Source organism: Streptomyces boninensis, from assembly GCF_048572725.1.
Taxonomy (GTDB): domain Bacteria; phylum Actinomycetota; class Actinomycetes; order Streptomycetales; family Streptomycetaceae; genus Streptomyces; species Streptomyces boninensis.
The window spans coordinates 1,631,265-1,655,656 of record NZ_CP183837.1 but is presented as its reverse complement, the minus strand read 5'-3'; the positions used below and the strand labels follow the sequence as shown (position 1 = coordinate 1,655,656).

The window sequence follows — 24,392 nt, the reverse complement described above, 5'->3', positions numbered from 1 at the left end:
GATCCAAGTATACCCTCGGGGGGTATGTCGTCGTGCTCCGTCAGGTATACCCCCACCCCCTATTTGAATGCAAGCGGATCCAGGGCTTGACTTCATACCCCTGGGGGGTATCTTCGGGGTCATGAATACGACAGTGAAGATCGCCGTTTTCGCCGGATCGCTCGCAGCGGCCTTCGGGGGCGCGTACGGGGTGGGGCAGGCCGTCCAGCCCGTGGACGCGGAGCCGAAGCACAAGGAGGCGCACGACATGAAGGAGCAGCCGGAGAAGTCCGGCGGTCACGGAGGGCATGGCGCGGCCGCCGCCGACACCGCGCCCGGCGGGCTCGCGGTCTCCGAGGGCGGGTACACCCTCGACCTCGAGACCCGCAGCCTCGACGCGGGCAAGCAGCAGGAGCTGCGCTTCGCCGTCCGCGGCGAGGACGGCCGGCCGCTCAAGGCGTACGCGAAGGAGCACGAGAAGGAGCTGCACCTGATCCTCGCGGCCCGCGACTTCTCGACCTACCGGCACCTGCACCCGACCCGCGCCGCCGACGGCACCTGGTCGACGCCGGTGAAGCTGCCGAAGGCGGGGGATTACCGCGTCTTCGCCGACTTCAAGCCCGACAAGAAGGGCGCGGAGGGGCTGACGCTCGGCGCCGACCTGGCCGTCGGGGGCACGTACCGCCCGGCCGCGATCCCGAAGCAGTCGGCGACCGCCAACGTCGACGGGTACACCGTCAAGCTCGACGGCACGCTCACCCCCGGCGCGGGCGCGGAGCTCAAGCTGAACGTGGAGAAGAACGGCAAGCCGGTCACCAACCTGCAGCCGTACCTCGGCGCCTACGGCCACCTCGTCGCCCTGCGGGCGGGGGACCTCGCGTACCTGCACGTGCACCCGAACGGCGAGCCGGGCGACGGCAAGACCAAGCCGGGCCCGGAGATCTCCTTCACGGCCACCGCGCCGAGCAGCGGGACGTACCGCCTCTACCTCGACTTCAAGCACGAGGGCGAGGTCCGGACCGCGGCCTTCACCGTGAAGGCGGGGGAGCGGGCCGCGGACGGCGGTGAGAAGGCCGAGGGGCACACTGATGGGCATGGTCACTGACACCGCCCTCGTCCGTCGTCCAGGACCGCGCCTCGCCGACGGCCTCGTCACCCACATCGACCGCAAGCCCGTCGATACGGACCTGGCCCTGCGGCAGTGGGAGGCCTACGTGGCCGCCCTCCAGGCGCACGGCTGGGAGACCGCCGAGGTGGCGGGGGCGGACGAGTGCCCGGACGCCGTCTTCGTCGAGGACGCCGTCGTGATGTTCCGTAACGTCGCGCTGATCACCCGGCCCGGCGCGGAGTCCCGGCGGGCGGAGACCGCGGCCGTCGAGGAGGCCGTCGCCGCGCTCGGCTGCCCGGTGGCCCGGATCGCCGCCCCCGGCACCCTCGACGGCGGCGATGTCCTCAAGATCGGCGACACCGTGTACGTCGGCCGCGGCGGGCGCACCAACGCCGAGGGGATCCGGCAGCTGGCTGCCGCCTTCGAACCCCTCGGCGCGCGAGTGGTGGCCGTGCCCGTCAGCAAGGTGCTGCACTTGAAGTCGGCGGTCACCGCGCTGCCGGACACGACCGTGATCGGCTATCCGCGGCTGGTGGACGACGCCGGGATCTTCCCGCGGTTCCGGCCGGTGCCGGAGGAGTCCGGGTCCCATGTGGTGCTGCTCGGCGGCAGGTCGCTGCTGATGGCGGCGTCGGCGCCGCGGAGCGCGGAGCTGTTCGTGGAGCTCGGGTACGAGCCGGTGACCGTGGACATCTCCGAGTTCGAGAAGCTCGAGGGCTGTGTGACCTGCCTGTCGGTGCGGTTGCGGGGACTGTCGGGGTAGACGCCGTCGCGGGCGAGGGCGATACGGGCCGAGGGCTCGAAGTCGCGTCGGCGCCGGGCGGTGGCCTTGGACCGCGGGCCGGCCAGCAGCGCCAGCACGCCGGCCGCGGCCGTCGTCAGGAAAGCGGCGCGCAGCCCGTACGCATCCGCCACCGCGCCCAGCGTCGCAGGCCCCGCGATCGTGCCCAGCGCCAGGAACGCCACCGTCGCGCTGAATCCCGTCGAAGGCCGCTCCGGGAAGACGTGATAGCTCCACACCGCCAGCAGCCCCGAGCCCGCCATGAACAGCGGCCCGTACAGGACGGCGGACACCACGACCGCGGGCAGTGCGCCCGGTGCGAGGCCGAGGAGCGCGACGGCGGTCGCCAGGCCGCCGAAGATCCCGGCGTGTACGCGGCGCAGTCCGTAGCGGCCGATGGCGTGTCCGGTGAGTGCGCCGCCGATGCCGGCGATGCCCATCAGGGTCCAGAACAGGGCGGCGGTGGCCTCGCTGCCCGTGCTGCCGCCCCGGCCCGACTGCACCGCGGCGACCGCGTACTGCCAGTAGACCGAGCCGACGATCCCGTACGCGACGGCGGTGGCGTACAGCGGGACGGCCGGGCGGCGGGCGAACCAGCGGAGGCCGACGCGGGGTTGGGCGGTCTGCTGCTTCTTCGGACCGCCGCGGCCCGGCAGCACCCGCGCGTTGTACACGGTCACGGCGAGGGACAGCGCGGCGAACAGCAGCCACACCGCCCGCCATCCCGTGCCCTGCCCGAGCAGCGCCAGCGGGCCCGCGGTCACGACGCCGAAGGCGGTGCCGGTGGCGATGACGCCCATGGCGCGTTCCCGCCGTCCGGCGGGCACCATGCGGTCCACGGCGTCCGAGTACGGCGCCCAGGCCCAGCCCGCGGCCGTGCCCGCGAGGACCAGGCCCGCGGTCAGCTGGACCGGCTCCTGGGCGGTGGCCACCAGCGCCATGCCGCCGGTCGCGGAGGCGCCGCCGGCCAGCACCAGGGGGCGCGGGCCGAGGCGGGTGACGAGGGCGCCGACGGCGAGCAGCGCGAGGAGGTAGCCGACGTAGGTGGCGCTGCCGATGGCGCCGACGAGGGACATGGACAGGTCGAACTCCCGCCGCAGCTGCGGCTCGAAGAGCCCGTAGCCGTAGCGGGCGAGGCCGAAGGTGACGCCGATGGCGGCCGTGCCCGCGATCACGAGTGTGTTCTGCTGCTTCATGCCATCCATGGTCTGACCTGCGGCGATGTGAAACTACTGGCGTAAACGTCAGGATGCGCTAGATTTACGCCATGAGCATTCGCGTCGCCGTCGCCCTCCTCGACCCCACCTCCCTCTTCGAGTTCTCCATCCCGTGCCACGTCTTCGGCGGCCCGGGCGGAGGCGGTGGGACGGACCCGGGCACGGACTACGAGCTCGTCATCGCGGGCACCGCACCGAGTGGCGACGCACACCGCGGCCCCGCCGGGCTGGCCCTCACCACCGTCCACGGCCTCGAGGCGCTGCGCACCGCCGACACGATCGTCATCCCGGCCGGGATGTACGGCGAGTACGTCCCCCCGCCCGACCTGCTCGACGAGCTGCGCGCCGCCCACGCCAACGGCGCCCGCATCGCCTCGCTCTGCACGGGCGCGTACGTCCTGGCCGCCGCCGGCCTGCTGGACGGCCGCACGGCGGCGACTCACTGGCAGTACGCGGAGGGCCTGCGCCGTGACTACCCCCGGGTGCGGGTGGACGACCGCTCCCTCTACCGCGACGACGGCGACATCCTCACCAGCGCCGGCACGGCCGCCGGCATCGACCTGTGCCTGCACATCGTCCGTACGGACTTCGGCTCGGCGGCCGCCGCCGAGGTCGGCCGCCGCATGGTGGTCGCGCCGCACCGCGAGGGCGATCAGACGCAGTACGCGCAGCCGGCGCGGCCGCTGCCGACCCGCGCGCAGGGGCTGGGGCCCGTATTGGACTGGGCGGAGGCCCGGCTGCATGAGCCGCTCACCATCGCCGAGCTGGCGGGGCGGGCCGGGATGAGTCTGCGGACCTTCGGGCGGCGTTTCGCGGAGGAGGTCGGGACTACGCCGCTGCGGTGGCTGAATCAGCAGCGGGTGGCGCGGGCACGGGAGTTGCTGGAGACGACTGACTTGACGGTGGATGCGATTGCGGATCGGAGTGGGCTGGGGACGGCGGATGGGCTGCGGCAGCACTTCCACCGGGCGGTGGGGACTACACCGGCGGCTTATCGGCGGACGTTTCGGGGGGCGGCTTAGGGCCGCGGCTCAGGGGCGCGGTCTCAGGCCGCGTCCGGGCGTACTCCCCGTGGAGTACGGGAGGTGCCCGCGGCTGTACGACGTGGCGGGCGGGGGTGGTACGGGACCGTGGTTGCCATGGCGATCACCGGAGCTCAGCAGCGCATCGTGACCACACTCGAGGCACGCTGGAAAGCCGCGCGTCCCGTGGAGCGGGTGAGCTATGCCGTGGGCGAGCTGTTGGTGCTTGCCGGGGTGTTCCACTTCGGGGTGTTCCTGGTCGACGGCGGGGCTTGGGAGGGGCCGGTGTCGTGGCGGAAGCCGACGACGTTCGGGCTGTCCTTTGGGCTGACGCTGATCTCGGTGGCTTGGGTGACGTCGTATCTGCGGATTCCGGAGCGGGCGCGGGCGTGGCTGCTCGGGGTCTTCGCGGTGGATTGTGTGGTGGAGGTCGGGGGGATCACGCTGCAGGCGTGGCGGGGAGTGCCGTCGCACTTCAATCGGGAGACGGCTTTCAACTCGGCGGTTGCGACTGTGCTCGCCGTTGGGGGTGCGGTGCTGGTGGCGACGCTTGTGGCCTTCGCGGTGCGGGCGTTCCGGGGGAATCCGGAGCTCCCGGCGAGCATGCAGCTGGCGCAGCGGGCCGGGTGGGCGACGATGCTGGTTGCGCTGGGGTCGGGGGCGGCGATGATCGCGCGGGGGGTGGTGGCGACGAATACGGATGGGCAGCAGGCCGGGTATGACGTGGGTGGCTTCCTGAAGCTCGTGCACGGGGTGAGCATGCACGGGGTGTTGGTGCTGCCGGTGTTGGCTTGGGTGCTTGGGCGCTTGACCTGGTCAGAGGAGCGGCGCGTGCGCGTCGTCGCGGTCGCGACCGGGGTTTATGGGGTGGCGATTGTGGGGGCGCTGGTGGTGTCGCTGGTGCGGGCGTGAGATGCCCCTGACCCGCCCCTTCCCGAAACTGGGGGGATTCGCCCCCAGGCCCCCCGGTCCGCGCTTCGCGCGGTTATCGCGCCTGCGGCGCTCGTCCTCAAACGCCGGACGGGCTTGTAATGAGCGTCAGGTGGCCGCCCAAAGGGCGCCCCCTTACCGCCACCGGGCGCAGCCCGCCCGGCAGGCCCACCGTCGCGCGCAAGCTGCTCGCCTGCCGGCGTGCTCGCTCCGCGGCGACCGCCGCGTCCGCCCCGCCCTCCGCCGCGTGGACGTCGGCCAGCACGTCCAGCGTCCGCGCCGTCCAGTACGGCGAGTCCAGCTGGCGCCAGATCGACAGCGACCGCTGCACCGCCGCCAGCGCCTCTCCCCGCCGAGCGGGGCCAGCGTGCAGCCACAAGTCCGCCTGCGCGCGCAGCGTGAGTGCCTCGCCGAAGCGTTCGCCGAAGCGGCGGTACGCCGACAGGCACTCGGCCAGCGTGGCGTCTGCTCGCGCCGCGTCGCCGCCCACGTCGTCCAGGTGGCCGAGCCATTGCAGGGCGTGGATCTCGCCGACCCGGTTGCCCTGCTCGCTCGCCAGGACCAGCGCGGTCTCCAGATGGCGGCGGGAGGCGTCCAAGTCGCCGGCCGCCAGGGCCGCCAGGCCGAGGCAGCGTTCCGCCGCGTACTCGCCCATCGTGTAGCCGTCCGTCCGCGACAGCGACAGCGCGCGGCCGAACTCCCGCCGTGCCGCCGTCGCCTCGCCGCGCTCCAGCAGCACCGTGCCCAGGCCGCCGTGCGCGTACGCCGCCGCCCGCGGGTTGTCCGCCGCCCGCGCCGCCGCGATGCCGCGGTCGAGGCAGGCGGCGGCCTCGCCGTAGCGGCCGCGCAGCCGCAGCAGCACGCCGAGGCCTGCCGCCGCCGCGCCCTCGCCCGGCTCCGGGCGGCCGCGCGAGGCGTACGCGCGCAAGGAGCGCTTGAAGGACGCGACCGCCTCGCCGTACCTGTCCTGGACCGTCAGCAGCTCGCCCAGACTGCGGTGCATCACCGCCTCGCCGAGCAGGTCGCCGGAGGCGGTCGCCGCCGTCAAGCCCGTCTCGTGGGTGTCGCGCCAGTCGTCGAAGTGGGCGGCGGACTCGAGGTAGTTGGCGAGGGTCGCCGCCAGGCGCCAGGCCAGGTCGGGTGGGGCCTGGCGGACCAGGGCGCAGAGGGTGGTGCGTTCCGCGTCGAGCCAGTCCTGCGGGGCCGCCCGGACCCGGTCCCGTACGTCCGCCGGTGGCGCCCATGCGTACGCGCCGTCCGGCACCGGGCCCGCGAAGCCCGCCGCGAGCGCGGTGTCGGCCGAGCGCGCCAGGTCCAGGTACGCCGCGCAGACGCGCCGCACCGCCGCCGCCCGGCAGGCGGCCGGGTCCTCCGCCGCCGCCTGCTCGTGTGCGTACAGCCGCACCAGGTCGTGCAGGCGGAAGCGGGGCTCGCCGCTGGGGTCGGTCGCGGCGACCTCCACCAGGTGGTTGTCGAGCAGCGCGTCCAGGGCGCGTTCGCCGTCGTCGTACGGGCCGTCCAGCAGCGCGCCCACCACCCAGCCGGGGAGGGTCGGGGCGTCCAGGAGGCCGAGGAGGCGCAGGGCGCGGCGGGATTCGGGGGGTAGCGCCTCGTACGACAGGGAGACGCTCGCGCGGACCTCCAGGTCGCCGGCCACCAGCTCGTCCAGGCGGCGGCGTTCGTCGGCCAGCGCGTCGGCGAGGCGGGCGGCGGACAGGTGCGGGCGGGTGGCGAGGCGGGCGCCTGCGATGCGGAGGGCGAGGGGGAGGTGGCCGCATTGGCGGGTGATGCGGGCGGCTGCCGTGGCGTCCCTTCGCGTACGGTCGTCGCCCACCGCCCGCGCCAGGAGGGCTAGGGCCTCCGGCTCGGGGAGCAGGCCGAGGCCGACGCGCAGGGCGCCCTCCAGGCCTGCCAGGCCGCCGCGGCTGGTGATCAGGACCGCGCTGTCGCCCGTTCCGGGGAGTAGGGGGCGGAGCTGGCGTTCGCTGACCGCGTTGTCCAGGACGACCAGGGCGCGGCGGTCCGCGAGTTCGGCGCGGTAGCGGCGGGCCCGCTCGTCGGGGGTGGCGGGCAGTGCGGCACCCGTTACGCCAAGGGTTTTCAAAAGTGCTGCCAGAACCTCGCCGGGGTCCAAGGGCTGGCCGGTGGAGGAGCGGAGGTCGGCGTATAGCTGGCCGTCGGGGAAGGACTCGCGCAGGAGGTGGGCGGCGTGGACGGCGAAGGAGGATTTGCCTGATCCTGCGACGCCGGTGACCACCACCATGCGGGGGGCGTCCGTCGGCTCGGCGCCCAGGAGGGCCAGGACCGTGGTGAGCTGTTTGCGGCGGCCCGTGAAGTCCGGTACTCGAGCCGGCAGTTGGCACCCGACCGCGCGACTCGGGCGGTCCGGCGGCGGCTCGCCGCCCAGGACCGTCCTGTACACCTCGCGCAGCTCGTCGCCCGGTTCCACGCCGAGCTCGTCCAGGAGGGTGCGGCGGGCCGTCGCGTACGCCTGGAGGGCGTCGGAGCGGCGGCCCGAGCGGTGCAGGGCGAGCATCAGCTTTGCCCACAGCGGCTCGCGGAGGGGCTGTTCCGCGAGGAGGGTGTGGAGTTCGCCGGCCAGTTCCTCGTGCCGCCCGGCCGCCAGCTTGGCGTCGGCCAGGTCCTGCCAGGCGGCCAGGCGGCTCTCCTCCATGCGGGCGGCCTCGGCGAGCACGGATGGGGTAGGGGGTACGTCCGCCAGCGCGCGGCCGCGCCACAGGTCGAGAGCCCGGGTGAGGGCGTCCACCGCGGCGTCGGGGCGGCGGTCGGCCAGGGCGGTGCGGCCGGTGCAGGCGAGGTCGGCGAAGTGTTCGGCGTCCAGGGCGCCGGGGGCTACGGCGAGTTCGTAGCCCCCGGGGCGGGTGAGGAGGGTGCCGCTTTCCGGGGTGTCGTCGTCGCTGCCGATGGCGCGGCGCAGGCGGTGCACGTACACCTGTAGCGACTTGGCGGCCGACGGCGGCACCCGCTCGCCCCACAGCTCGGTGATGAGGGCGTCGGCGGAGACGAACCGGTTGGCGTGGATGAGGAGATGGCCGAGGAGCGCGCGCTGCTTGGCGGCGGGGAGCGGGGACCAGGCGGTGCCGTTGTACACATCGATCCGGCCCAATATGCGGTAGCGCACCACCCATACACCCCCGACGAATAAGTCCGCCCTGGTCAGGGCGATTTCGTGGACTAGTCCAGTGGTCCGGAGTGCCACCATCCAGCCGCAGAAGTGCCCATGTCAACCCGTGCAACCGCGGCGCAACCGGCGCGCTGCACCCCTGTCGTACACACGTCACCGTCCGTACCCCCACCCCCGGGAGCTGCAGATGCGACGACGACCAAGACCGATCTGGGCGGCCGCGGCCGCCGCCCTCGCCACGCTCGCCGGTGCGCTGACCGGCGCCGCGCAGGCCGAGCCCGCCGCGGACGGCACCCGCACCGTCGCCTATCACGGCTACGAGATCCAGGTCCCGGCCGGCTGGCGCGTCGTGGAACTCGCCGAAGACCCGGACGCCTGCATCCGCTTCGACCGGCCCGCCGTCTACCTCGGCAAGCCGTCCGCCGCCCCCGACTGCGCCGCCGACCTCGTCGGCCGCACCGCGGGCATCGTCGTGCAGCCGCTCGACAAGGACGCGGCGGCCCGCACCTCGTCCGCCACCGCCCGCGCCGCCGCCGGCACCGCGACGGCGCCGAAGGCGGCCTCGTACAACGGGAACGTCCAGGTCGCCGTCGAGGACGCGGGCGTGCTGGTCACCGTCGCGCACACGGCGGGCACGGAGGACGATGTGCGTACGGTGCTGGACTCGGCGAAGCTCACCGACGGGGCTGCCCCGGCACGGCTTGCGAAGCCCAAAGCCGCCCCGCTCGCCGACAACGGCCCGCAGCCCGGCGACTTCAAGGGCAAGGGCTTCGACGCCTGCACAGCCCCCTCCTCCTCGGCCATGAACGCCTGGACCGGCGCCTCCCCGTACCGCGCCGTCGGCGTCTACATCAGCGGCGGGCTGCGCGCCTGCGACCAGCCGAACCTCACCGCGAGCTGGGTGTCCACCCAGGTCACGCGGGGCTGGCGGATGATCCCCATCGACGTGGGCCGGCAGGCGCCCTGCACCGACTACCGCAGCAAGATCTCGACCGACAAGGCCACCGCCAAGGAGCAGGGCCGCAGCGCCGCGAACTCCTCGGCCACCGTCGCCCAGGGCCTCGGCATCCCGCCCGGCTCCGCGATCTACAGCGACATCGAGGGCTACACCCCGAGCAGCAGCTGCACCGCCGCCGTCCTGTCGTACCTCTCCGGCTGGACCGAGGCGCTGCACGCCAAGGGCTATCTCTCCGGCTTCTACTCCTCGGCCTCGTCCGGCATCCGCGACGCGGGCAACAACTACGGCAACTCGGCGTACACCCGCGTCGACCACATCTGGTTCGCCTGGTGGAACAACGCGGCCGACACCAACACCGGCTCGTACGTCTCCGCCGACAAGTGGGCGAACCACCAGCGCATCCACCAGTACGCGGGCGAGGTCGCCGAGACCTGGGGCGGCGTGCGCATCGGCGGCATCGACCGCAACTACCTCGACGTCGGCAACGGCACCGCGCCACCGGTCACCTGCGCCACCGCGAACCTGAGCTTCAACGCGTACTCGACCCTCAAGGAGGGCTCGACCGGCGACCAGGTCAAGGCCGCGCAATGCCTGCTCAAGGCGGCCGGGCACGACCCCCTCGGCGGCAAGGACACCCCGACCGGCACCTTCGACGCGGCGATGACCACCGCCACCAAGGCCTACCAGACGTCCAAAGGCCAGACCGCCGACGGCGTCATCGGCAAGAAGACGTGGACGGCGCTGCTGGCCCGCGGCTCCACGCCCACCGTGCAGAACGGCTCCACCGGCGAGGCCGTGCTGCGGCTGCAGCGGGCGCTGACCGCGGCGCTCGGCCGCACCGTCGGCATCGACGGGATCTTCGGGTCCGGCACGGAGCAGGCGGTCAAGGACTACCAGTCGTCCCGCGGGCTTTCCGCGGACGGCATCGTCGGCGCCAACACTTGGGCGGCCTTGCAGGCCGGGAAGTGAGGAGTATGAGGATGAAGCACAAGAATCTCTTCCGGCTCGGCGGGCTGCTCGCCGCCGTCGCCGCGCTGCTCTTCGGCCTGATCCAGCCCGCCCAGTCGTACGCCTCGGCCTTCTTCCCGACGCAGAGCGCGGGCGACCGGGGCAGCGATGTGCTGGCCATCCAGCACCTGCTGGCGGCGAAGGGCAAGACCGTCCCGGCGGACGGGGTCTTCGGGTCGAGCACGACGACGGCGGTGAAGGAGTTCCAGCAGGCCAGCAGCATCGGCGTGGACGGCATCGTCGGGCCCAACACCTGGGGCAAGCTGACCCCGCAGATCAAGGAGGGCGCGACCGGCCCGGCAGTGAAAGCCGTCCAGTCCCAGCTGAACGCGAAACGGAACGCGGGCCTGACCGTCGACGGCACCTTCAACGCCACGACGACCGCGGCGGTGAAGTCGTACCAGAGCCACGCCGGGATCGGCGCCGACGGCATCGTCGGCCCGACCACCTGGAAGAACCTTCTCTGGCACTACGAGAAGGCCGACTTCGCCGGCTCGCTCTGCGACGTCGACCCGGACGGCAACACCAGCGCCAACTGGGGCACCGCCGCCGCGATCGCCGAACTGGAGGAGGCGGCCAAGAACTTCGGCTCCTCCGGCAACGGCGAGATCCCGGTCGGCGACGCCTCCTTCGAGCACGGCGGCGACATCGCCGGGCACGCCAGCCACGAGGTCGGCCTCGACATCGACCTGTGGCCGGTGCGCACCGACTCGGCGCAGTGCACCGGCTCCCGCATCACCTGGCGGTCCGCGGCCTACGACCGGGCGGCGACACGGGAGCTGGTGAAGGCGCTGCGGGCTGCCGCGCCCGGGCACATCAGGTACGTCTGGTTCAACGACCCCACGCTGATCAACGAGGGTCTGACCAGCTCGTACACCGGGCACGACAACCACCTGCACATCCGCTACTGCGAGAAGGTGCATCCCAACTCGCTGTACACCTGCTGATCCCGCACTGATCAGGCGCGGTGCCGGCCGCCCATCGTGCGCTTGCGCACGGCGTTGAACAGGGCGGCCGCACCGAGCGCGAGGGCGGCGGCGCCACCCAGGGCGTACGGGGCGGCGCTGCTCTCGCTGTCGCCGCCGGTCTCAGCGAGGGCGGGGCTGTCCGACGGCTCGGCGGCGGCCGCGTCCTTCGCGCCGCCCTTCGCCTCGGGGGCGTTGGCGGCGGGGGAGCTCGCCGGGGCCTCGCTGTGGTCGCCGTGGTCGCCGTGCTCGCTGTGGTCCACGGTGGACTTCGCGGCGTCCTCCTTGACCTTCTCGTCGCTCGGCGCGGCGGGTGCGGCGGCGCCACTGTCCTTGCCGAAGACCACGTCGGAGCAGGAGTAGAAGGCCTCGGGGCTGTCCGAGCGCTGCCAGATCGCGTAGATCAGGTGCCGGCCCGAGCGCTCCGGGATCTTGCCGTCGAAGGTGTACGTGCCGTTGCTCAGCTTCGGGTCGGTGGCCGAGGCGAAGGGCTTGGCCTCCAGGTCCGACCACTTCAGCGGCTTGGCCGGGTCGTACGACTCCTTGGTGATGTACAGGTCGAAGGTGCCCTTGTGCGGGGCGGTGCCCTTGTACTTGAAGGTGTGCTGCCCGGAGCTCATCTTCGTCGCCGACCAGTCGGCGCGCGGCAGGTCGAGCCCGGCGAAGTTCTTGTCGCCGCCGCTGCACAGCTGGCCGTCCGGGATCTTCTCCTTGGACTTGCCGCCGGCCTCGCCGTCGCGGACGCCGTTCCAGTCGTAGAAGGCCTGCGCGCCGCTCTTGGCGACCGCGGCCTTGCAGGCGGCGGACTTGGGGGACTCCGGGCCTTCCGCGTAGCAGCCGTAGACCCGGCTGATCGGGTCCTGCATGGAGCCGTGGGCGGCGGCCGGGGTGGCGGCGAGCGTGCCGAAGGCTATCGGCGCGGCGGTCGCGGCGGTGATCGCGGCGACGCGCTTCGTCAGGCGCTTGGAGCGGACAGTCATCGTGTGGTTCTCCCTGCGGGTGGGGGTCCGTCGTGCGGACGCGGCGGCCCTGGCCCCTCCCGGTGCCGCCCCCCGGGCCCGGCGCCGGACGGCGCCAGGGCACCGCGTCGGCCACGCACGCTAGACCCTCATGGGGGGCGGAAACCGCAGGGAGAACGGGGTGAGGGAGATCCTTAGGGTTCAGTTAAGGACCGGATCGGCCTCAGTTACGGATGTGGCGGAAGATGCCGTAGCAGAAGCCTGGGACGGCGATTTCGCTACCGGCGAGTACGGCTCCGGAGACGAGCACGGGCTCGGCGCCTTCCCACCCCGGGACGCTCGTCGAGGCCGCCTCCCGGCGCGGGTTGACCGCGACGAGATAGCGATCGCCGCGTACGTACACGAAGGGGTACGCGTCGTGCAGAACGCGCACGTCGGACAGCGCGCCCAACTCCGGCGTGGACTTGCGCAGCTCGATCAGCCGGCGCACCTGGTGCAGCACCGAGCCCTCGTCCGCGCGCTGAGCGGCGACGTCCGGGCGGCCGGGGGCGGGGTCGAGCGGCAGGTAGAAGTCCTCGGGCGGCGCCGAGGAGAAGCCCGCGCCCGGGGTGGCGTCCCACTGCATCGGGGTGCGGGAGCCGGCCCGGTTGTAGCGCGGGCCGAGGACGCTGCCCTCCTTGTCGGGCAGGTCCGGTACGTACCGCATGCCGATCTCGTCGCCGTAATAGATCGCGGGCAGCGTCGGCCAGGTCAGCTGGAAGGCAAAGGCGGCGGGGAGTTGCTCGGCGGTGCGGGGGCCGCAGGCCAGCCGGGAGAAGTCGTGGTTGGAGGTCGGCAGCACGAGATGCTCGGGTCCGACCGCGGCGGCGGCCGCCTGCCAGGCCTCGTGGAAGACGCGCGGTGAGCCCTTGCCCTCGGCGTCGAAGAAGCAGTCGATGGGGTCCCAGGTGTCGTCGACCGTGCCGGTGAGGTTGTTCCAGAGGGAGCGCATGGCGCGGCCCCTGGTCGGGCCGCCGAAGTGCAGGAAGAAGTCGGCGTGGAAGCCGCCCGGGACGCTCACCTCGGGGTGGCCCCACTCGGACAGCAGGATCGCGTCGGGGTGTTCGGCGTCCAGGCGGGCGCGCAGCTCCTGCCAGAGCTTGACCGTCTCCGCCTTCTCCGGATCGTCCTTGACCAGCGACGCCGCCATGTCGACGCGGAAGCCGGAGACGCCGAGGCGGAGCCAGTGGTCCATGATCTGGAAGAGCGCGTCGCGGTTGGCGCGGGGGCCTGGCGCGTCGACCGGGAGGCGCCATGGTTCGGCCGGGTCCATGCGGGCGTAGCCGAAGTTGAGGGCGGGCTGGGAGTCGAAGAAGTTGCGCTGGTACGAGCCGGGGCGGGGGCCGGGGGAGGGGACCCAGCCGTCGCCGAGGTCCGCCGCGGCGGCCTCGGCCCAGATGTACCGGTCGGCGGCGGGGTCCGCCCCGCCGGCGGCTTCGGCAGTGAACCACGGGTGCTGGTCGGAGGTGTGCCCCGCCACCAGGTCGAGCAGCACGCGGATGCCGTGCCGCCCGGCCGCGTCGACGAGCTTGGCCAGGTCGTCGTTGGTGCCGTAACGCGGGGCGACGGTGAGGTAGTCGGCGACGTCGTAGCCCGCGTCGCGGAAGGGGGAGGCGAAGCAGGGGTTCAGCCAGACGGTGTTCACGCCCAGCCAGGCGAGGTGGTCGAGCCGGGACTCGATGCCGGCGAAGTCGCCGATGCCGTCGCCGTCGGAGTCGGCGAAGGACTGCGGATAGATCTGGTAGAAGACGGCGTCGGCGAGCCAGGCGGGAGAAGTCATCGAGGGGGCCTTTCCGGGTGGGGCGGGTCGCGTCTCGTCTCGTGCCCATTGCGTGCTGCGTGTGCTGCCCACCCAGTCTCGCCGGGCACCTCAGGAATTGGTGGCCAGTTCGCGTACGCAGGTCCACTCCGAGCCCGCGGGCCGGTAGCCGAGCCAGGTGTTGACGGCCAGCATCGGGGCGTTGGAGGACTCGTTGCCGGTGTGGGCCTTGGTGATGCCCTGAGCGCGGGCCCGGTGGAGGGAGTCGTTCTTGACCAGCTTGGCCAGGCCGCGGCCGCGGTGCGGGCGGCGGCAGCCGGTGCCGCCGGACATGTAGCGGCCGTGGCCGTCGGTGAACACGAGCGTGAAGGCGAGCACTTCGCCGCTGTCCGCGACGGCGATGGTGGTCAGGTCCCGGTCCAGCATGGGGTTGCGCCAGGCGTTCAGCAGCCATGTGTCGTAGACGAGATGGTCGAGGGTGATGTCGCCGGGCTCGTCCTGCACGGTCTCGGCATCCGCCTCGTACAGGGGGTGCGGGTCGTCACCGAGGACTGCCGCGGGGTGCACGGTGACGCCTGGCGGCGTTGGCTCGAGCGGGGGGAGTGCGGCGGTCGTGAGGTCGAGGCCGAGGAAGTGGCTGCGGCGGGTGCGTCGGTAGCCGTGCCGCTCGGCGAAGGCGAGGGCGGCGGGGTCGTCGTCGGTGTACGCGTACACGGAGGTGGCGCCGACGGTGGTGAGGTGCTTCTCGGCCTCCGCGACCAGGGCGGAACCGGCGCCGCGGCGGCGGAAGTCCGGATGCACATGGACGTCGGCCAGGCCCTGGCCGGGGGTGCTGGACTCGTTCTCCAGGTGGGCGGGCACCTCGCCGACGACCCGGCCGTCGAGCTCGGCCACGAGCAGGCGCAGCCGCATGGCCTCCGGCGCGATGCGCCAGCGCCACAGGACGCCCGCCGCGGTGGTGACCATGAAGGGCACGGCGGCGCGTCGGACGTCGGCGACGGCGGGGGCGTCTTCGGGGCGGAAATCGCGGATTTGGAGGGCCATGGGCGGGAGGGTATGGGGGCGGGGTGGGTGGGTGCACGTGGATTTGTGGGGGCTGGTCGAGGGCTGGTCGGGGGCTGGTGGGGGGAGGTCGGGGGAGGTCGGGGCGTCTCGGGGTGTGGATAGTTGCGCCCGATTGCGCCGCGGGGGCGGTGGGGGTGGGGGTTGGGCCGTGTGGGCGGGGAGGGGCGCGGTGGGTGCGGCGACAATGGGGGCATGGCATTGAAGATCCGTATCGCCGCCGATGCGGCCGAGGCACCCTTCGAGCAGGTCCGGCGGCAGATCAGCGAACAGGCGCTGAGCGGCGCGCTCCCCGTCGGCCACAAGCTGCCGACGGTGCGCGGCCTCGCGGAGGAGCTGGGCCTCGCCGCGAATACGGTCGCCAAGGCGTATCGCGCGCTGGAGGCGGACGGGGTCATCGAGACGCGGGGCCGCCACGGCACGTTTGTCGCTGCCGCTGGGGACGCGGTTTCCCGCGAGGCGGCCGCGGCGGCACAGGCGTATGCGCAGCGCGCGCAGCACCTGGGCCTGGACCGCGCCGCAGCCCAGGCCGCGGTGGAGGAGGCCCTGCGAGCGGCGTACACCCGCTGACGCTCCGCCGCCCACCCGCCCGCCCGTTTCTGTCGGCGGCAGGAGGTGGGCGGGCGTTGGGAGGGGCACGCGGGGGAGGGCTACCCGCCGCTGGGGGCATCGTGCGCGGTGGTCCGGTGGTTGGGCGGCGCGGCGGCCCCGTGGTCGGGCGGTCGGGCGGCGCGGCGGCCCGGCGGTCGGGCGGTCCGGCGGCGCGGCGGTCGGGCGGTCCGGCGGTCCGGTGGTCGGGCGGCGCGGCGGTCCGGTGGTCGGCGGCGTGGCGGCCCCATGGTCCCGTGGCTCGGAGGCCCCGTGGCTCGGATGTCCCGTCCCGTTGGCCTGCTGCTTGCAGCAACGGGTGGGTGGGTGGGATCAGCCCGTCAGGGCGTTTCGCAGAGCAGGCACCAGGGCCGGCACCAGCACCGCGTTTGCCGCCTGGACCGGGATCCGTAGCGCTGAGCTCCGGCCGCAGGCCGGTACGTGGAGCCAGCCGTCCGTGGCCTCCAGCTCCGCCAGCTCCGGCCAGGTGAGCGACGCCGGCCTGAGGCGGCGGCCCGTGAAGCCGTGTAAGCCGGCCGCGGACAGGACCAGCCACTGCGCCGGGCAGACCGTCACCCGCTCGCCGTCCAGCACCCGCCCCGCCAGCTCCGCATAGAGTCGCGGCTCCACATGGCGGCGGGACAGCCGCGTCAAGCCCGACCACACCGGGTCCTGCTCCTGGTCCGCGCGCCACCGCTCCAGGTGGACCGCTATCTCCTCGCCCGCCCCGGTCACCGTGAAGTCCCACTGGCTGCCCGCGCCACTGCGGAAGAGGCCGTTCGCGACATACGTGCGCGTCACCCCGTACGCCACCGACTCCACCTCGGACCACGCCAGCCGCCGCCGGCCGTACGCGATCCCCTCCTCGTCCGCATGCAGCCGCCGACGGCGCAGCCCCACCTCGGCGTCGACGGCTGTGTCACCGGCACCGCTGAACCGTGCCTCCGCCATCGCGCGCACCGACCCCTCCCGTCGCATCCGCTGGACGGCGGCTCCGGGCAGAGACCCCCGTGCCCTGCCCGGTGCCGTCTTGCCATGAAGCCTGCTCGGCGCTTGGAACCGGGCGCAAGGCAGGGACGTCGATACGGGAAGGTGGAACGCCAATCCCGGCTATGACCAGCGGAGATGGGCGGTTCCTGGAATGCTGTACGGATCTCCGGTGGACGAGCGAACGAAAGAGGAACGCCGGTGGCGGGCGCGGAAGAGCAGGGCGACGAGCAGGACGGGGCGGACAGCGCGGCAGCGCACGGCGAGATTTTCGCGGCGCAGTTAAGAGCGCTGAAGGAGCGCAGCGGTCGGAGTTACGGAGCGCTGGCCGGGCGGCTGCACATGAGCGTGTCCACCCTGCACCGCTACTGCAACGGCGACGCCGTCCCGGCCGACTACGCCCCCGTGGAGCGCCTCGCCCGCCTCTGCGGCGCCACCGACGACGAACTCGTCGAACTGCACCGGCGCTGGCTGCGCGCCGACGCCGCCCGACGCCGGCCAGGAGGCGGCCGCCGCACCACCGCCGCGGCACGGACGCCGGCCTGGGCGAAGGACGCGACAGCCGCGAAGGGCGCCACCGCGACGAATGGCGCGGGCGCCAAGCCCAGTCCCATAGCCAAGCCCACCCCCGTCACCGACCCCACCGACGACGGCACCCCACCCCCCTGGCTCGTCCGCCATCGCACCATCATCTGGCCCGCCGTGGCCGCCGCCGCCCTCGTCCTCGCGCTGGTCGCCACCGCCGTCTTCGCGCCGCCCCACGACGAGCGAGCCGGCGCGCGCGGCGACGGTTCAGTAGGCGCGCCGCGGCAGGACGGCGGCGCGTACGGCGAAGGGAAGCCGGGTGGCGGCGGGAAGAATCCGTACGCCTCGCCGCACAGCAGCGGCGCCGGCACGCCCGCGGACGAGCGCGACAAGAGCGCATCGCCGGGCGCGGCCGACCGCGAGGGCAGCGGCGGCGGCTCCAAGGACGCGGGCGCCGGAGGCGACGGCAGCGGCGGCGACGGCACCGAGCAGGCCACCCCGCTCGCCGCCACCACCCGCTCGCACGTCTGGGATTACGGCTGCAATCACACCTACCTCGTCGACAAGTCCCCCTCATCCGTGCCCCCGCCCCCCGTCCAGCAGGACGCCGCCTCCTGGGCGAACAGCCTCGCCGCCGTGCACGGCGGCAACACCACCGTCGAGACCACCCTGGAGCCCAGCGGCTCCGCCCCCGTCGTCGTGGAGTCGGTCAACGTCCGCGTCGCGGGCCGTACGGCACCCGCGAAGCTGCCCGCCTTCGAGATGAGCAACGGCTGCGGCGGCCTGGTCAGCGAGGCGTACTTCAAGGTGAACCTCGACGCCAACCGGCCCGTCCCGCAGCCCGTCAACGGCTACGACGGCAAACGCAAGGTGCCGCCCGCCGAACTGCCCTACCAGGTCACCGAAAAGTCCCCGCTGGCGCTGCGGGTGCGCGCCGACACCAGCGCGTACGACGCCCGCTGGTACCTGGAGGTCGAGTGGACCAGCGGCGGACGGAGCGGCACGACCCGCATCGATGACGCGGGCCGGCCGTTCCGTACGAGCAGCACCAAGGGGCTGAAGCGCTACGGATATGCGCTGGAGGAGCGGCGCTGGGTGAGCGACTGAGCCGGCGGGCTCGGCGGGCTTACAGGTACAGCCCCGACCGATCCTGCTCCGGCACCGTCGCCACCCCCGGCGACGTGCCGCGCCGCAGCGCGTACAGCTCCGCCAGCGACGCGCCCTCGCGCCCCACGCCCTCGTCCGTGCCGAGCCACTCGACCGCCTCGGGGCGGGTCAGGTTCCCCACCTCGATGCGGGCCAGGCAGCGGCCCGGGCGGACCACGGCTGGGTGCAGCCGCTCCAGGTCCTCGTTGGTCGTGACGCCGACGAGCACGTTGCGCCCCTGCCCCAGCAGGCCGTCGGTGAGGTTCAGCAGCCGGGACAGCGCCTGGCCCGCGGCGTGTTTGGCCTCGCCGCGGATCAGCTCGTCGCAGTCCTCCAGGAGCAGCAGCCGCCAGCGGGACTTGCCGGAGCCCGCCGGGTCGTCCTCGCCGATGGCGATGTCCATCAGATAGCCGACGTCGTTGAAGAGCCGCTCCGGGTCCAGCACGCAGTCCACCTGGCACCAGTCCCGCCACGAGCGGGCGAGGGTGCGCAGCGCCGAGGTCTTGCCCGTGCCCGGCGGGCCGTGGAGCAGCAGCAGCCGGCCGCCGATGTCGTCCGGGGTCAGCTTCATCAGCCGGTCCATGGCGGTGGCGACGGGGGCGGTGTAGTTCGTACGGACCTCGTCCCATGCCGCGGCCGAGATCTTGCGCGTGGTGCGGCGCGGGCCGTGCCGGCCCGGCGAGACGTACCAGAACCCCATCGACACGTGGTCGGGCTGCGGCGCCGGCTCGTCCGCGGCGCCGTCGGTGGCCTGGGCGAGGACCTGCTCGGCGAGTTCGTCGGTGACCGCGGTGACGGTGACGTCCGCGCCCTGCTGCCAGCGGGAGACCAGCACCGTATAGCCGACGCCCTCGGCGAGGGTGGAGCCGCAGCGGTTCGCGTCCCTGGCCGCGCGCAGCACGACGGCGCCGGGCGGCAGCAGCCCGGCGTCCTTCTTGACCCGGTCGATGGTGCGGGTGCGGGAGTACGGCTGCTCGCCGGTGGCGAATCTGCCCAGGAACAGTGCGTCGACGACGTCGACGGTGGAGTCGCTGTCGTCGATGTTCAGCCGGATGTCGAGGGCATCCTCGGCTGGGGTGACGTCATCGTGGACGGGGGCATTGAGGGCAGGCCTGTCGACGGGCAGGAGGATCCTCCTCGCTTCGGTACGGCGCTCGGCACACATGCCGCCCATGGTCCGGTACGGAACCCGCTTGCGCACACAGGTTTTTCCGGGCGTGTCTCAGCGGGTGTCCCGTACCTTGCGTGCTGCCTGGCGGCCGCGGCGGATCAGCGCGTAGCCGCGGGTAAGTGCGCGGTCGGTGGCCACGTCGCGTAGCTGGGGGCGGCTGGATACCGCCCGCTCGAAGGCGTCGAGGGTGGTGTTTCTGCGGACGGTGAAGCGGCGGAGGGCGTATGGGCCCTGGCTGGGCTTGGCGAGGTCGTTCTCGACGGCGAGTGCCTGGGTGAAGCCGGCGGCCCTGACCGCCTGGCGGACGCGGCGGTCGGAGTAGCCGTACGGGTACGCGAACGACACCGGCGTGGTGCCGGTCTCCGCGGCGATGATCTCGCGGCAGACGCGCAGCTCGAAGCGCAGCCGCTGGTCGGCGATCTGGTCGAGCTGCGGGTGGGTATGGCTGTGCCCGCCGATCTCGACGCCGGCGCCCGCGAGCTCCCGCAGCTGCGGCCAGCCAAGCATCGCGTCGGGTGCGCCGCCGGTCTCGTACGGGCCGCAGAGCCAGCCGGTGGCGGCGAACAGGGTGGCCGGGAAGCCGTACTTGGCGAGGAGGGGGAGGGCGTGGCGGTGCACGCCGGCGTATCCGTCGTCGAAGGTGATGACGACGGGCTTGTTGGGGAGCGGGTGGTTGTCGCGCCAGGCGGCGGCGAGGTCGGCGGTGCTGATCGGCGTGGCGCCGGCCGCGGCGATGACGTCGAGCTGCGCGGCGAAGTCGCGGGGCGCGACGCTTAGGCGGTGCGCGGCTGGGGCGGGTGTCTCGCATACCGCGTGGTACATGAGGATGGGGACTGGGGCGGTCACGCGGCGGCTCCGTCCGTGGTGACTTGTACCCACCCACCCGCCCGTTGCTGTCGCGGGTGGGAGAGCGGGCCGGGTAGCGCTGCTGCCTGCGGCATCGGGTGGGCGGGCTGAGTCGTCCGTTGCTGTCGCGGGAGGGACGGCCGTGTGTCAGTGTCGGGCAGCGGAGCTGCCGGGTGCCGCCCGAGGCGCCGCTCTCGTATTCCTGCTGCTGGCAGCAACGGGCGGGTGGGTGGGAAGCGCATTACGCCGCCTCACCCCTCGCGTCCTCGACGCTCACCAACGCCGGTGCCACGGGCACCTGCGGCGAGCGGCGCGCGCGCCACGTGCCGACCGCGTAGCCCTGGACCGCGGCCATCGCACCCGCGACGATCGCGCCCGCGCGACCCGCACCCGCGGCGCCGCGCAGCAGCGCAGCATCCCGTACCCCGCGCAACACCCCCGCGGGCAGCACCCGCGTCGCGTACGAGCGCTCCGCCGACAGGCCATCACCCGCGCCGACGCTCTGCGAGACGAGCGCCTTCGACAAGCCCTCCGCGTACGACCTGCGCACCAGATACCCGAAGCGCTCCCGGTCCGCCGACACCTTGTGATGGATCACCGCCGCATCGTCCATCAGGATGCGCGCCGAGGGCACCGTCTGCGTCAGGCGGATGCACATCTCCGTTTCCTCGCAGCCCAGCGGGCGCGCGTCGCCGTCCCGGCCGATGCCGGTGGCGAAGCCGCCCGCCGCCGTGAAGGACTCGCGGCGGAAGGCGGCGTTGCCGCCCATGACGTTGCGGACGCGGGCGCGGCCCGGTGGCACGCCGGTGTACGTGCAGCCGACCGTCCAGTCGAACTCCGCCGGGAACCACGACGGGCGCCGCCCCGACGCCCACACCGGCTCCGTACGCCCGCCGACCGCCCACACCCGCTCGTCGGAGCGGAAGGCGGCGGCGAAGCCGCGCAGCCAGCCGGGGTCGGCGACGGCGTCGTCGTCGAGGAAGGCGATGAACTCGCCGCCCGCCGCCGCGATGCCGGTGTTGCGCCCGGCGGAGAGCCCGCGGGGCCCCGCGTTCGCGAGCACCCGCACGGCAGACGGCTCACCACCTCGCACCGCCGGCCCATATCGCGCCGCCAGGCGCGCGAGCAGCGCCGGATTGTGGTCCACCACCACCAGCGTCTCCAGCGCCGGCAGCGACTGCCGCCGCACCGACTCGACGGCCGCCAGGATGTCCTCCCAGCGGTCCTCCGTATAGACGCAGATGACGACGGAGAAATCCGGCGCGGTGCCCGAGTCGCTCAAGACGCCCTCCGCGGCGCGGCTGCCGCCGCGGTGAGGGCCTCTGCCGGGCGGCCCTGCATGCGCAGCCGTCGCGAGCGCTTCTCGCGGAGGATGACGCGGAGCACCCGCAGGCCGTCGCGGACCGCGCGGAGGTTGCTGGTGCCGTGGATGCGCTTGAACTCCTTGCTCGGGATCTCCTGCACCTTCAGGCGCGCCTGGGCGACGCGGATGTTCATGAGGGTCTCGACCTCGAAGCCGTTGCAGTCGAGCGCCATGCCTTCGAGGCAGCGCTTCCAGAAGGCGTTGTAGCCGTAGCAGAGGTCGCTGTAGCGGGCCCCGAACTTGCGGTTGACCAGCGCCGTCAGCACCGCGTTGCCGAGCTTGCGGATGGGCGTCATGTCCTCGGTGTCGCCGCCCTCGGCGAAGCGCGAGCCCTTCGCGAAGTCGGCGCCGGCGACGAGGGCGGAGACGAAGGTGAGGATCTCCTCGCCGTCCGCGGAGCCGTCGGCGTCGATGCAGACGATGATGTCGCCGGTGGCCGCCTCGAAGCCGCTGATCAGCGCGGAGCCCTTGCCCTTGCCGACCTGCGGGACGATCTTTACGTCCGGGCGCAGCTCGCGCGCGACTTCGACGGTGCGGTCGGTGGAATTGCCGTCCACCAGGACGACCTCGTGAATCCACTCCGGCAGGCTCTTGAAGACATACGGAAGATTCGCCTCCTCATTCATCGCCGGTATCACGACGCTGACAGGCGGCGCTATGGCCAGGTGTAACGACACCGGGCGGTACATCTGGCGCACAGAAGTGCTCATGTGTGTTCCGGTCCCTCTCGTCCGGTGGGCCACCGCCCTGGCGGCCCGCGACTGTCCGGTTCGAAAGGGGGGTCCCCCGCCCTTGCTGACGCTGTTGTGGAACAGAGCGGGTTGTTTGCGCGGCCCGCGACGCGGCGCACCATGCGGCACACCCGAAGCGGCACCCCCCTGCCGCGCCTCACGAAGGCCGTCGTGCCCGGGTCGCGTAGTGCGCGGCTCCCTCCCCTGGGGCCGCACGGAACCCGTGACCATCGCGAGTGAATCTATGAAGTTGGTGACCAATGAGACGTGACAGCAAAGGGAATGGAAGCTTCCGATTTCTCTCCCGCTTCTATCCCTCGTCGCTATCACTGACGGGGACGCGGAAAGGCGCCGCCCAGTTCCGAATGGGCCGCGGGAAAATTGACAATATCCGCGCTATGGCGCGGAGTTGATCGTATAGCTGCCGCTCGGGCTCGGCTCCTTCTCGCAGGTGATCGTGAACGGCACATGATTGCCGCTGGCCGCCTTGGGCTTGCTGACCTCCAGGCCGACCCAGCCCTTGCGGGTGCCGTCGGGGACGAAGACGGTCTCGGTGTGGTTGACCGACTTCGACTTGCCGCCGCCGGCCGGGAAGGACAGCGTCTTCCAGTACGCGCCGATCCCGCTCCCGTCCTGGTTCACCCACCGGTACGTGACGGTGGCCGGGAGCCGCGTGACGGTGATCGTGCCGGTGAAGTACGGGGCGGCGGAGGCGGGCAGCGGGCAGGCGCCCTTGTAGGTGGTGCGGCTGCCGCTGACCGAGACCTTGACGGACTGCGGGGGCTGATGGTGCGTCTTCGTCGGGGACGGCGAGTCGTCGCCGGGTGAGCCGCTGGCGGTGGTGCCGCCGTCCTGGCCGCTCTCCCCGTTCCCGCCGCTCGCGTCGGCCTGCTTATCGTCGCCCTTGCCCTTGCCGGCCGTATCGCCGCCGCCCGAGCCCGCGCTGTCGCCGCCGCTGCTGCCGCCGGTGTCCTTGGGGTCGTCGTCATTGCCCAGGAGTGCGTACGCGATCCCGCCGCCCGCGATCGCGAGCGCCAGCAGGCCCGCGGCAAAGACGGCTCCCGCGCGGCGCCGCTTGGAGACGTCGGTGGTGGTGGTCGTGGAGCCGAAGCCGGTGGGGCCGGTGGCCGCGGATGCGGCCGATCCGGCGGCCGGGGTCCAGGGCTGCGGGCCGCCCGGCGGTGGCGGCGGCGGGGTGGCGTGTTCCGTCGGCGGCTGGCTCGGTGTCGTGACGACCTCGGTGGGCGTACGGGGCGTGCCGCCCGCGGCGATCAGCCGCAGCTGCCCCTCTGCCGCGTCGGGGCCGAGCCGCTGCGCCGGGTCCTTCTGCAGCAGCGCCTGGATGACCGGGCCGAGCGGGCCCGCGCGGGTCGCTGGCGGCAGCTCCTCGTCGACCACGGCGCGCAGCGTGGACAGCGGGGTGTCCTGGCGGAACGGCGAATTGCCCTGCACCGCCGCGTACATGGTCACGCCCAGCGACCACAGGTCGGACGCCGGACCCGGATTGCGGCCCAGCGCCCGCTCGGGGGCGAGGAATTCGGGGGAGCCGATCAGCTCCCCGGTCATGGTGATCGCGGAGCCGCCCTCGACGACGGCGATCCCGAAGTCGGTGAGCACCACCCGGCCGTCGTTGGCGACCAGGATGTTCCCCGGCTTCACGTCCCGGTGCAGTACCCCGGCCTCATGCGCGGCGCGCAGGGCGGCCAGTACCTCCGCGCCTACCTTGGCGGCGCGGGCCGGCGTGATGGGGCCCTCGCTGTCGAGGATGTCGGCGAACGAAAGGCCCTTGATCAGCTCCATGACGATCCACGGCCGGCCCTCGTCGGTGGCGACGTCGTAGACCGTGACGACATTGCGGTGCGAGATCCGGGCCGCGGCCCACGCCTCCCGCTCCAGGCGGGCGTACAGCCGCTGTACCTCGGAGTCCTCGAAGGCGACCGGAGCGCGCACCTCCTTCACCGCGACCTCGCGACCGAGCACCTCGTCCCTGGCCTGCCAGACGACCCCCATGCCGCCCCGGCCCAGCGCGCTGATCAGCCGGTATCTCCCGGCGACGACGCGGTCTTCACCCCCGGCCCCGGTCTCCGCGCTACTCATGGCGTC

The 24,392-nt window shown here is 73.1% G+C and carries 18 protein-coding genes and 1 pseudogene; 8 read left to right on the top strand and 11 right to left on the bottom strand.

The window, feature by feature from the left end:
• Positions 1–121 precede the first annotated feature (121 nt).
• Complete coding sequence (locus ACNNMR_RS07375) at positions 122–1,084, top strand: hypothetical protein (RefSeq protein ID WP_419993718.1); 963 nt, start codon at positions 122–124, stop codon at positions 1,082–1,084.
• On the top strand, positions 1,074–1,850 hold the full coding sequence (ddaH, locus tag ACNNMR_RS07370) for a dimethylargininase (RefSeq protein ID WP_419993717.1): 777 nt from the start codon (positions 1,074–1,076) through the stop codon (positions 1,848–1,850). Before ACNNMR_RS07375 ends, ddaH begins: the two co-directional genes overlap by 11 nt.
• 146 nt (positions 1,851–1,996) lie before the next feature.
• Here ddaH and ACNNMR_RS07365 read toward each other — a convergent pair.
• Positions 1,997–3,064: pseudogene (locus tag ACNNMR_RS07365) on the bottom strand (MFS transporter); the annotation flags it as partial.
• Positions 3,065–3,135: 71 nt separating this feature from the next.
• Here ACNNMR_RS07365 and ACNNMR_RS07360 point away from each other — a divergent pair.
• Positions 3,136–4,107, top strand: coding sequence for a GlxA family transcriptional regulator (locus ACNNMR_RS07360; RefSeq protein WP_419993716.1), 972 nt, complete (start codon positions 3,136–3,138; stop codon positions 4,105–4,107).
• A 117-nt stretch (positions 4,108–4,224) separates the two neighbouring features.
• Positions 4,225–5,019, top strand: a complete 795-nt coding sequence (locus tag ACNNMR_RS07355; RefSeq protein ID WP_419993715.1) for a hypothetical protein — start codon at positions 4,225–4,227, stop codon at positions 5,017–5,019.
• A 97-nt stretch (positions 5,020–5,116) separates the two neighbouring features.
• On the opposite strand, the gene ACNNMR_RS07350 is transcribed toward ACNNMR_RS07355, so the two are convergent.
• A complete protein-coding gene (locus ACNNMR_RS07350; RefSeq protein WP_419993714.1) occupies positions 5,117–8,179 on the bottom strand; it encodes a BTAD domain-containing putative transcriptional regulator in 3,063 nt (1,020 codons plus the stop codon).
• A gap of 190 nt (positions 8,180–8,369) precedes the next feature.
• Between ACNNMR_RS07350 and ACNNMR_RS07345 the strand changes: the two genes are divergently transcribed.
• Positions 8,370–10,109, top strand: a complete 1,740-nt coding sequence (locus ACNNMR_RS07345) for a glycoside hydrolase domain-containing protein (protein ID WP_419993713.1) — start codon at positions 8,370–8,372, stop codon at positions 10,107–10,109.
• Positions 10,110–10,120: 11 nt separating this feature from the next.
• Complete coding sequence (locus tag ACNNMR_RS07340) at positions 10,121–11,095, top strand: penicillin-insensitive murein endopeptidase (protein ID WP_419993712.1); 975 nt, start codon at positions 10,121–10,123, stop codon at positions 11,093–11,095.
• Positions 11,096–11,106: 11 nt separating this feature from the next.
• Here ACNNMR_RS07340 and ACNNMR_RS07335 read toward each other — a convergent pair whose 3' ends face one another.
• The 3 genes from ACNNMR_RS07335 to ACNNMR_RS07325 form a co-directional block, all read right to left on the bottom strand.
• Positions 11,107–12,093 (bottom strand): lytic polysaccharide monooxygenase auxiliary activity family 9 protein, encoded by a 987-nt coding sequence (locus ACNNMR_RS07335; protein WP_419993711.1) that lies wholly within the window; start codon positions 12,091–12,093, stop codon positions 11,107–11,109.
• Between the two features lie 202 nt (positions 12,094–12,295).
• Positions 12,296–13,891: an alpha-amylase family glycosyl hydrolase gene (locus tag ACNNMR_RS07330; protein WP_419993710.1), complete on the bottom strand. Its 1,596-nt coding sequence runs from the start codon at positions 13,889–13,891 to the stop codon at positions 12,296–12,298.
• Between the two features lie 90 nt (positions 13,892–13,981).
• Positions 13,982–14,914, bottom strand: coding sequence for an N-acetyltransferase family protein (locus ACNNMR_RS07325; protein ID WP_419993709.1), 933 nt, complete (start codon positions 14,912–14,914; stop codon positions 13,982–13,984).
• Between the two features lie 213 nt (positions 14,915–15,127).
• Here ACNNMR_RS07325 and ACNNMR_RS07320 point away from each other — a divergent pair, with 213 nt between their 5' ends.
• Positions 15,128–15,502 (top strand): GntR family transcriptional regulator, encoded by a 375-nt coding sequence (locus ACNNMR_RS07320; RefSeq protein ID WP_419993708.1) that lies wholly within the window; start codon positions 15,128–15,130, stop codon positions 15,500–15,502.
• A gap of 351 nt (positions 15,503–15,853) precedes the next feature.
• On the opposite strand, the gene ACNNMR_RS07315 is transcribed toward ACNNMR_RS07320, so the two are convergent.
• Positions 15,854–16,471 carry a hypothetical protein gene (locus ACNNMR_RS07315; protein WP_419993707.1) on the bottom strand — a complete coding sequence of 206 codons (618 nt, stop codon included), beginning with the start codon at positions 16,469–16,471 and terminating at the stop codon, positions 15,854–15,856.
• A gap of 237 nt (positions 16,472–16,708) precedes the next feature.
• On the opposite strand from ACNNMR_RS07315, the gene ACNNMR_RS07310 reads away from it, so the two are divergent.
• The gene (locus ACNNMR_RS07310) at positions 16,709–18,139 is read left to right on the top strand and encodes a helix-turn-helix domain-containing protein (protein WP_419993706.1); all 1,431 of its coding nucleotides are present in this window, start codon (positions 16,709–16,711) and stop codon (positions 18,137–18,139) included.
• Between the two features lie 19 nt (positions 18,140–18,158).
• Here ACNNMR_RS07310 and ACNNMR_RS07305 read toward each other — a convergent pair whose 3' ends face one another.
• The 5 genes from ACNNMR_RS07305 to ACNNMR_RS07285 form a co-directional block, all read right to left on the bottom strand.
• Positions 18,159–19,343: a DUF5925 domain-containing protein gene (locus ACNNMR_RS07305; RefSeq protein WP_419993705.1), complete on the bottom strand. Its 1,185-nt coding sequence runs from the start codon at positions 19,341–19,343 to the stop codon at positions 18,159–18,161.
• Between the two features lie 57 nt (positions 19,344–19,400).
• Positions 19,401–20,171 carry a polysaccharide deacetylase family protein gene (locus tag ACNNMR_RS07300; protein ID WP_420000280.1) on the bottom strand — a complete coding sequence of 257 codons (771 nt, stop codon included), beginning with the start codon at positions 20,169–20,171 and terminating at the stop codon, positions 19,401–19,403.
• Between the two features lie 265 nt (positions 20,172–20,436).
• Positions 20,437–21,477 (bottom strand): glycosyltransferase family 2 protein, encoded by a 1,041-nt coding sequence (locus ACNNMR_RS07295; RefSeq protein ID WP_419993704.1) that lies wholly within the window; start codon positions 21,475–21,477, stop codon positions 20,437–20,439.
• Entirely contained in the window at positions 21,474–22,268 is a 795-nt protein-coding gene (locus ACNNMR_RS07290; protein ID WP_419993703.1) for a glycosyltransferase family 2 protein, read from the bottom strand. Before ACNNMR_RS07290 ends, ACNNMR_RS07295 begins: the two co-directional genes overlap by 4 nt.
• Before the next feature lie 417 nt (positions 22,269–22,685).
• Positions 22,686–24,386, bottom strand: coding sequence for a serine/threonine-protein kinase (locus ACNNMR_RS07285; RefSeq protein WP_419993702.1), 1,701 nt, complete (start codon positions 24,384–24,386; stop codon positions 22,686–22,688).
• Between the last annotated feature and the right edge of the window lie 6 nt (positions 24,387–24,392).

Bases quoted from the DNA above. Each gene is read 5' to 3' on its own strand.
- ddaH (WP_419993717.1), top strand. From the start codon at position 1,074: ATGGTCACTGACACCGCCCTCGTCCGTCGTCCAGGACCGCGCCTCGCC.
- ACNNMR_RS07330 (WP_419993710.1), bottom strand. From the start codon at position 13,891: ATGACTTCTCCCGCCTGGCTCGCCGACGCCGTCTTCTACCAGATCTAT.
- ACNNMR_RS07325 (WP_419993709.1), bottom strand. From the start codon at position 14,914: ATGGCCCTCCAAATCCGCGATTTCCGCCCCGAAGACGCCCCCGCCGTC.
- ACNNMR_RS07360 (WP_419993716.1), top strand. From the start codon at position 3,136: ATGAGCATTCGCGTCGCCGTCGCCCTCCTCGACCCCACCTCCCTCTTC.
- ACNNMR_RS07335 (WP_419993711.1), bottom strand. From the start codon at position 12,093: ATGACTGTCCGCTCCAAGCGCCTGACGAAGCGCGTCGCCGCGATCACC.
- ACNNMR_RS07375 (WP_419993718.1), top strand. From the start codon at position 122: ATGAATACGACAGTGAAGATCGCCGTTTTCGCCGGATCGCTCGCAGCG.
- ACNNMR_RS07315 (WP_419993707.1), bottom strand. From the start codon at position 16,471: ATGGCGGAGGCACGGTTCAGCGGTGCCGGTGACACAGCCGTCGACGCC.
- ACNNMR_RS07340 (WP_419993712.1), top strand. From the start codon at position 10,121: ATGAAGCACAAGAATCTCTTCCGGCTCGGCGGGCTGCTCGCCGCCGTC.
- ACNNMR_RS07305 (WP_419993705.1), bottom strand. From the start codon at position 19,343: ATGTGTGCCGAGCGCCGTACCGAAGCGAGGAGGATCCTCCTGCCCGTC.
- ACNNMR_RS07355 (WP_419993715.1), top strand. From the start codon at position 4,225: ATGGCGATCACCGGAGCTCAGCAGCGCATCGTGACCACACTCGAGGCA.
- ACNNMR_RS07285 (WP_419993702.1), bottom strand. From the start codon at position 24,386: ATGAGTAGCGCGGAGACCGGGGCCGGGGGTGAAGACCGCGTCGTCGCC.
- ACNNMR_RS07290 (WP_419993703.1), bottom strand. From the start codon at position 22,268: ATGAGCACTTCTGTGCGCCAGATGTACCGCCCGGTGTCGTTACACCTG.
- ACNNMR_RS07300 (WP_420000280.1), bottom strand. From the start codon at position 20,171: ATGTACCACGCGGTATGCGAGACACCCGCCCCAGCCGCGCACCGCCTA.
- ACNNMR_RS07345 (WP_419993713.1), top strand. From the start codon at position 8,370: ATGCGACGACGACCAAGACCGATCTGGGCGGCCGCGGCCGCCGCCCTC.
- ACNNMR_RS07320 (WP_419993708.1), top strand. From the start codon at position 15,128: ATGGCATTGAAGATCCGTATCGCCGCCGATGCGGCCGAGGCACCCTTC.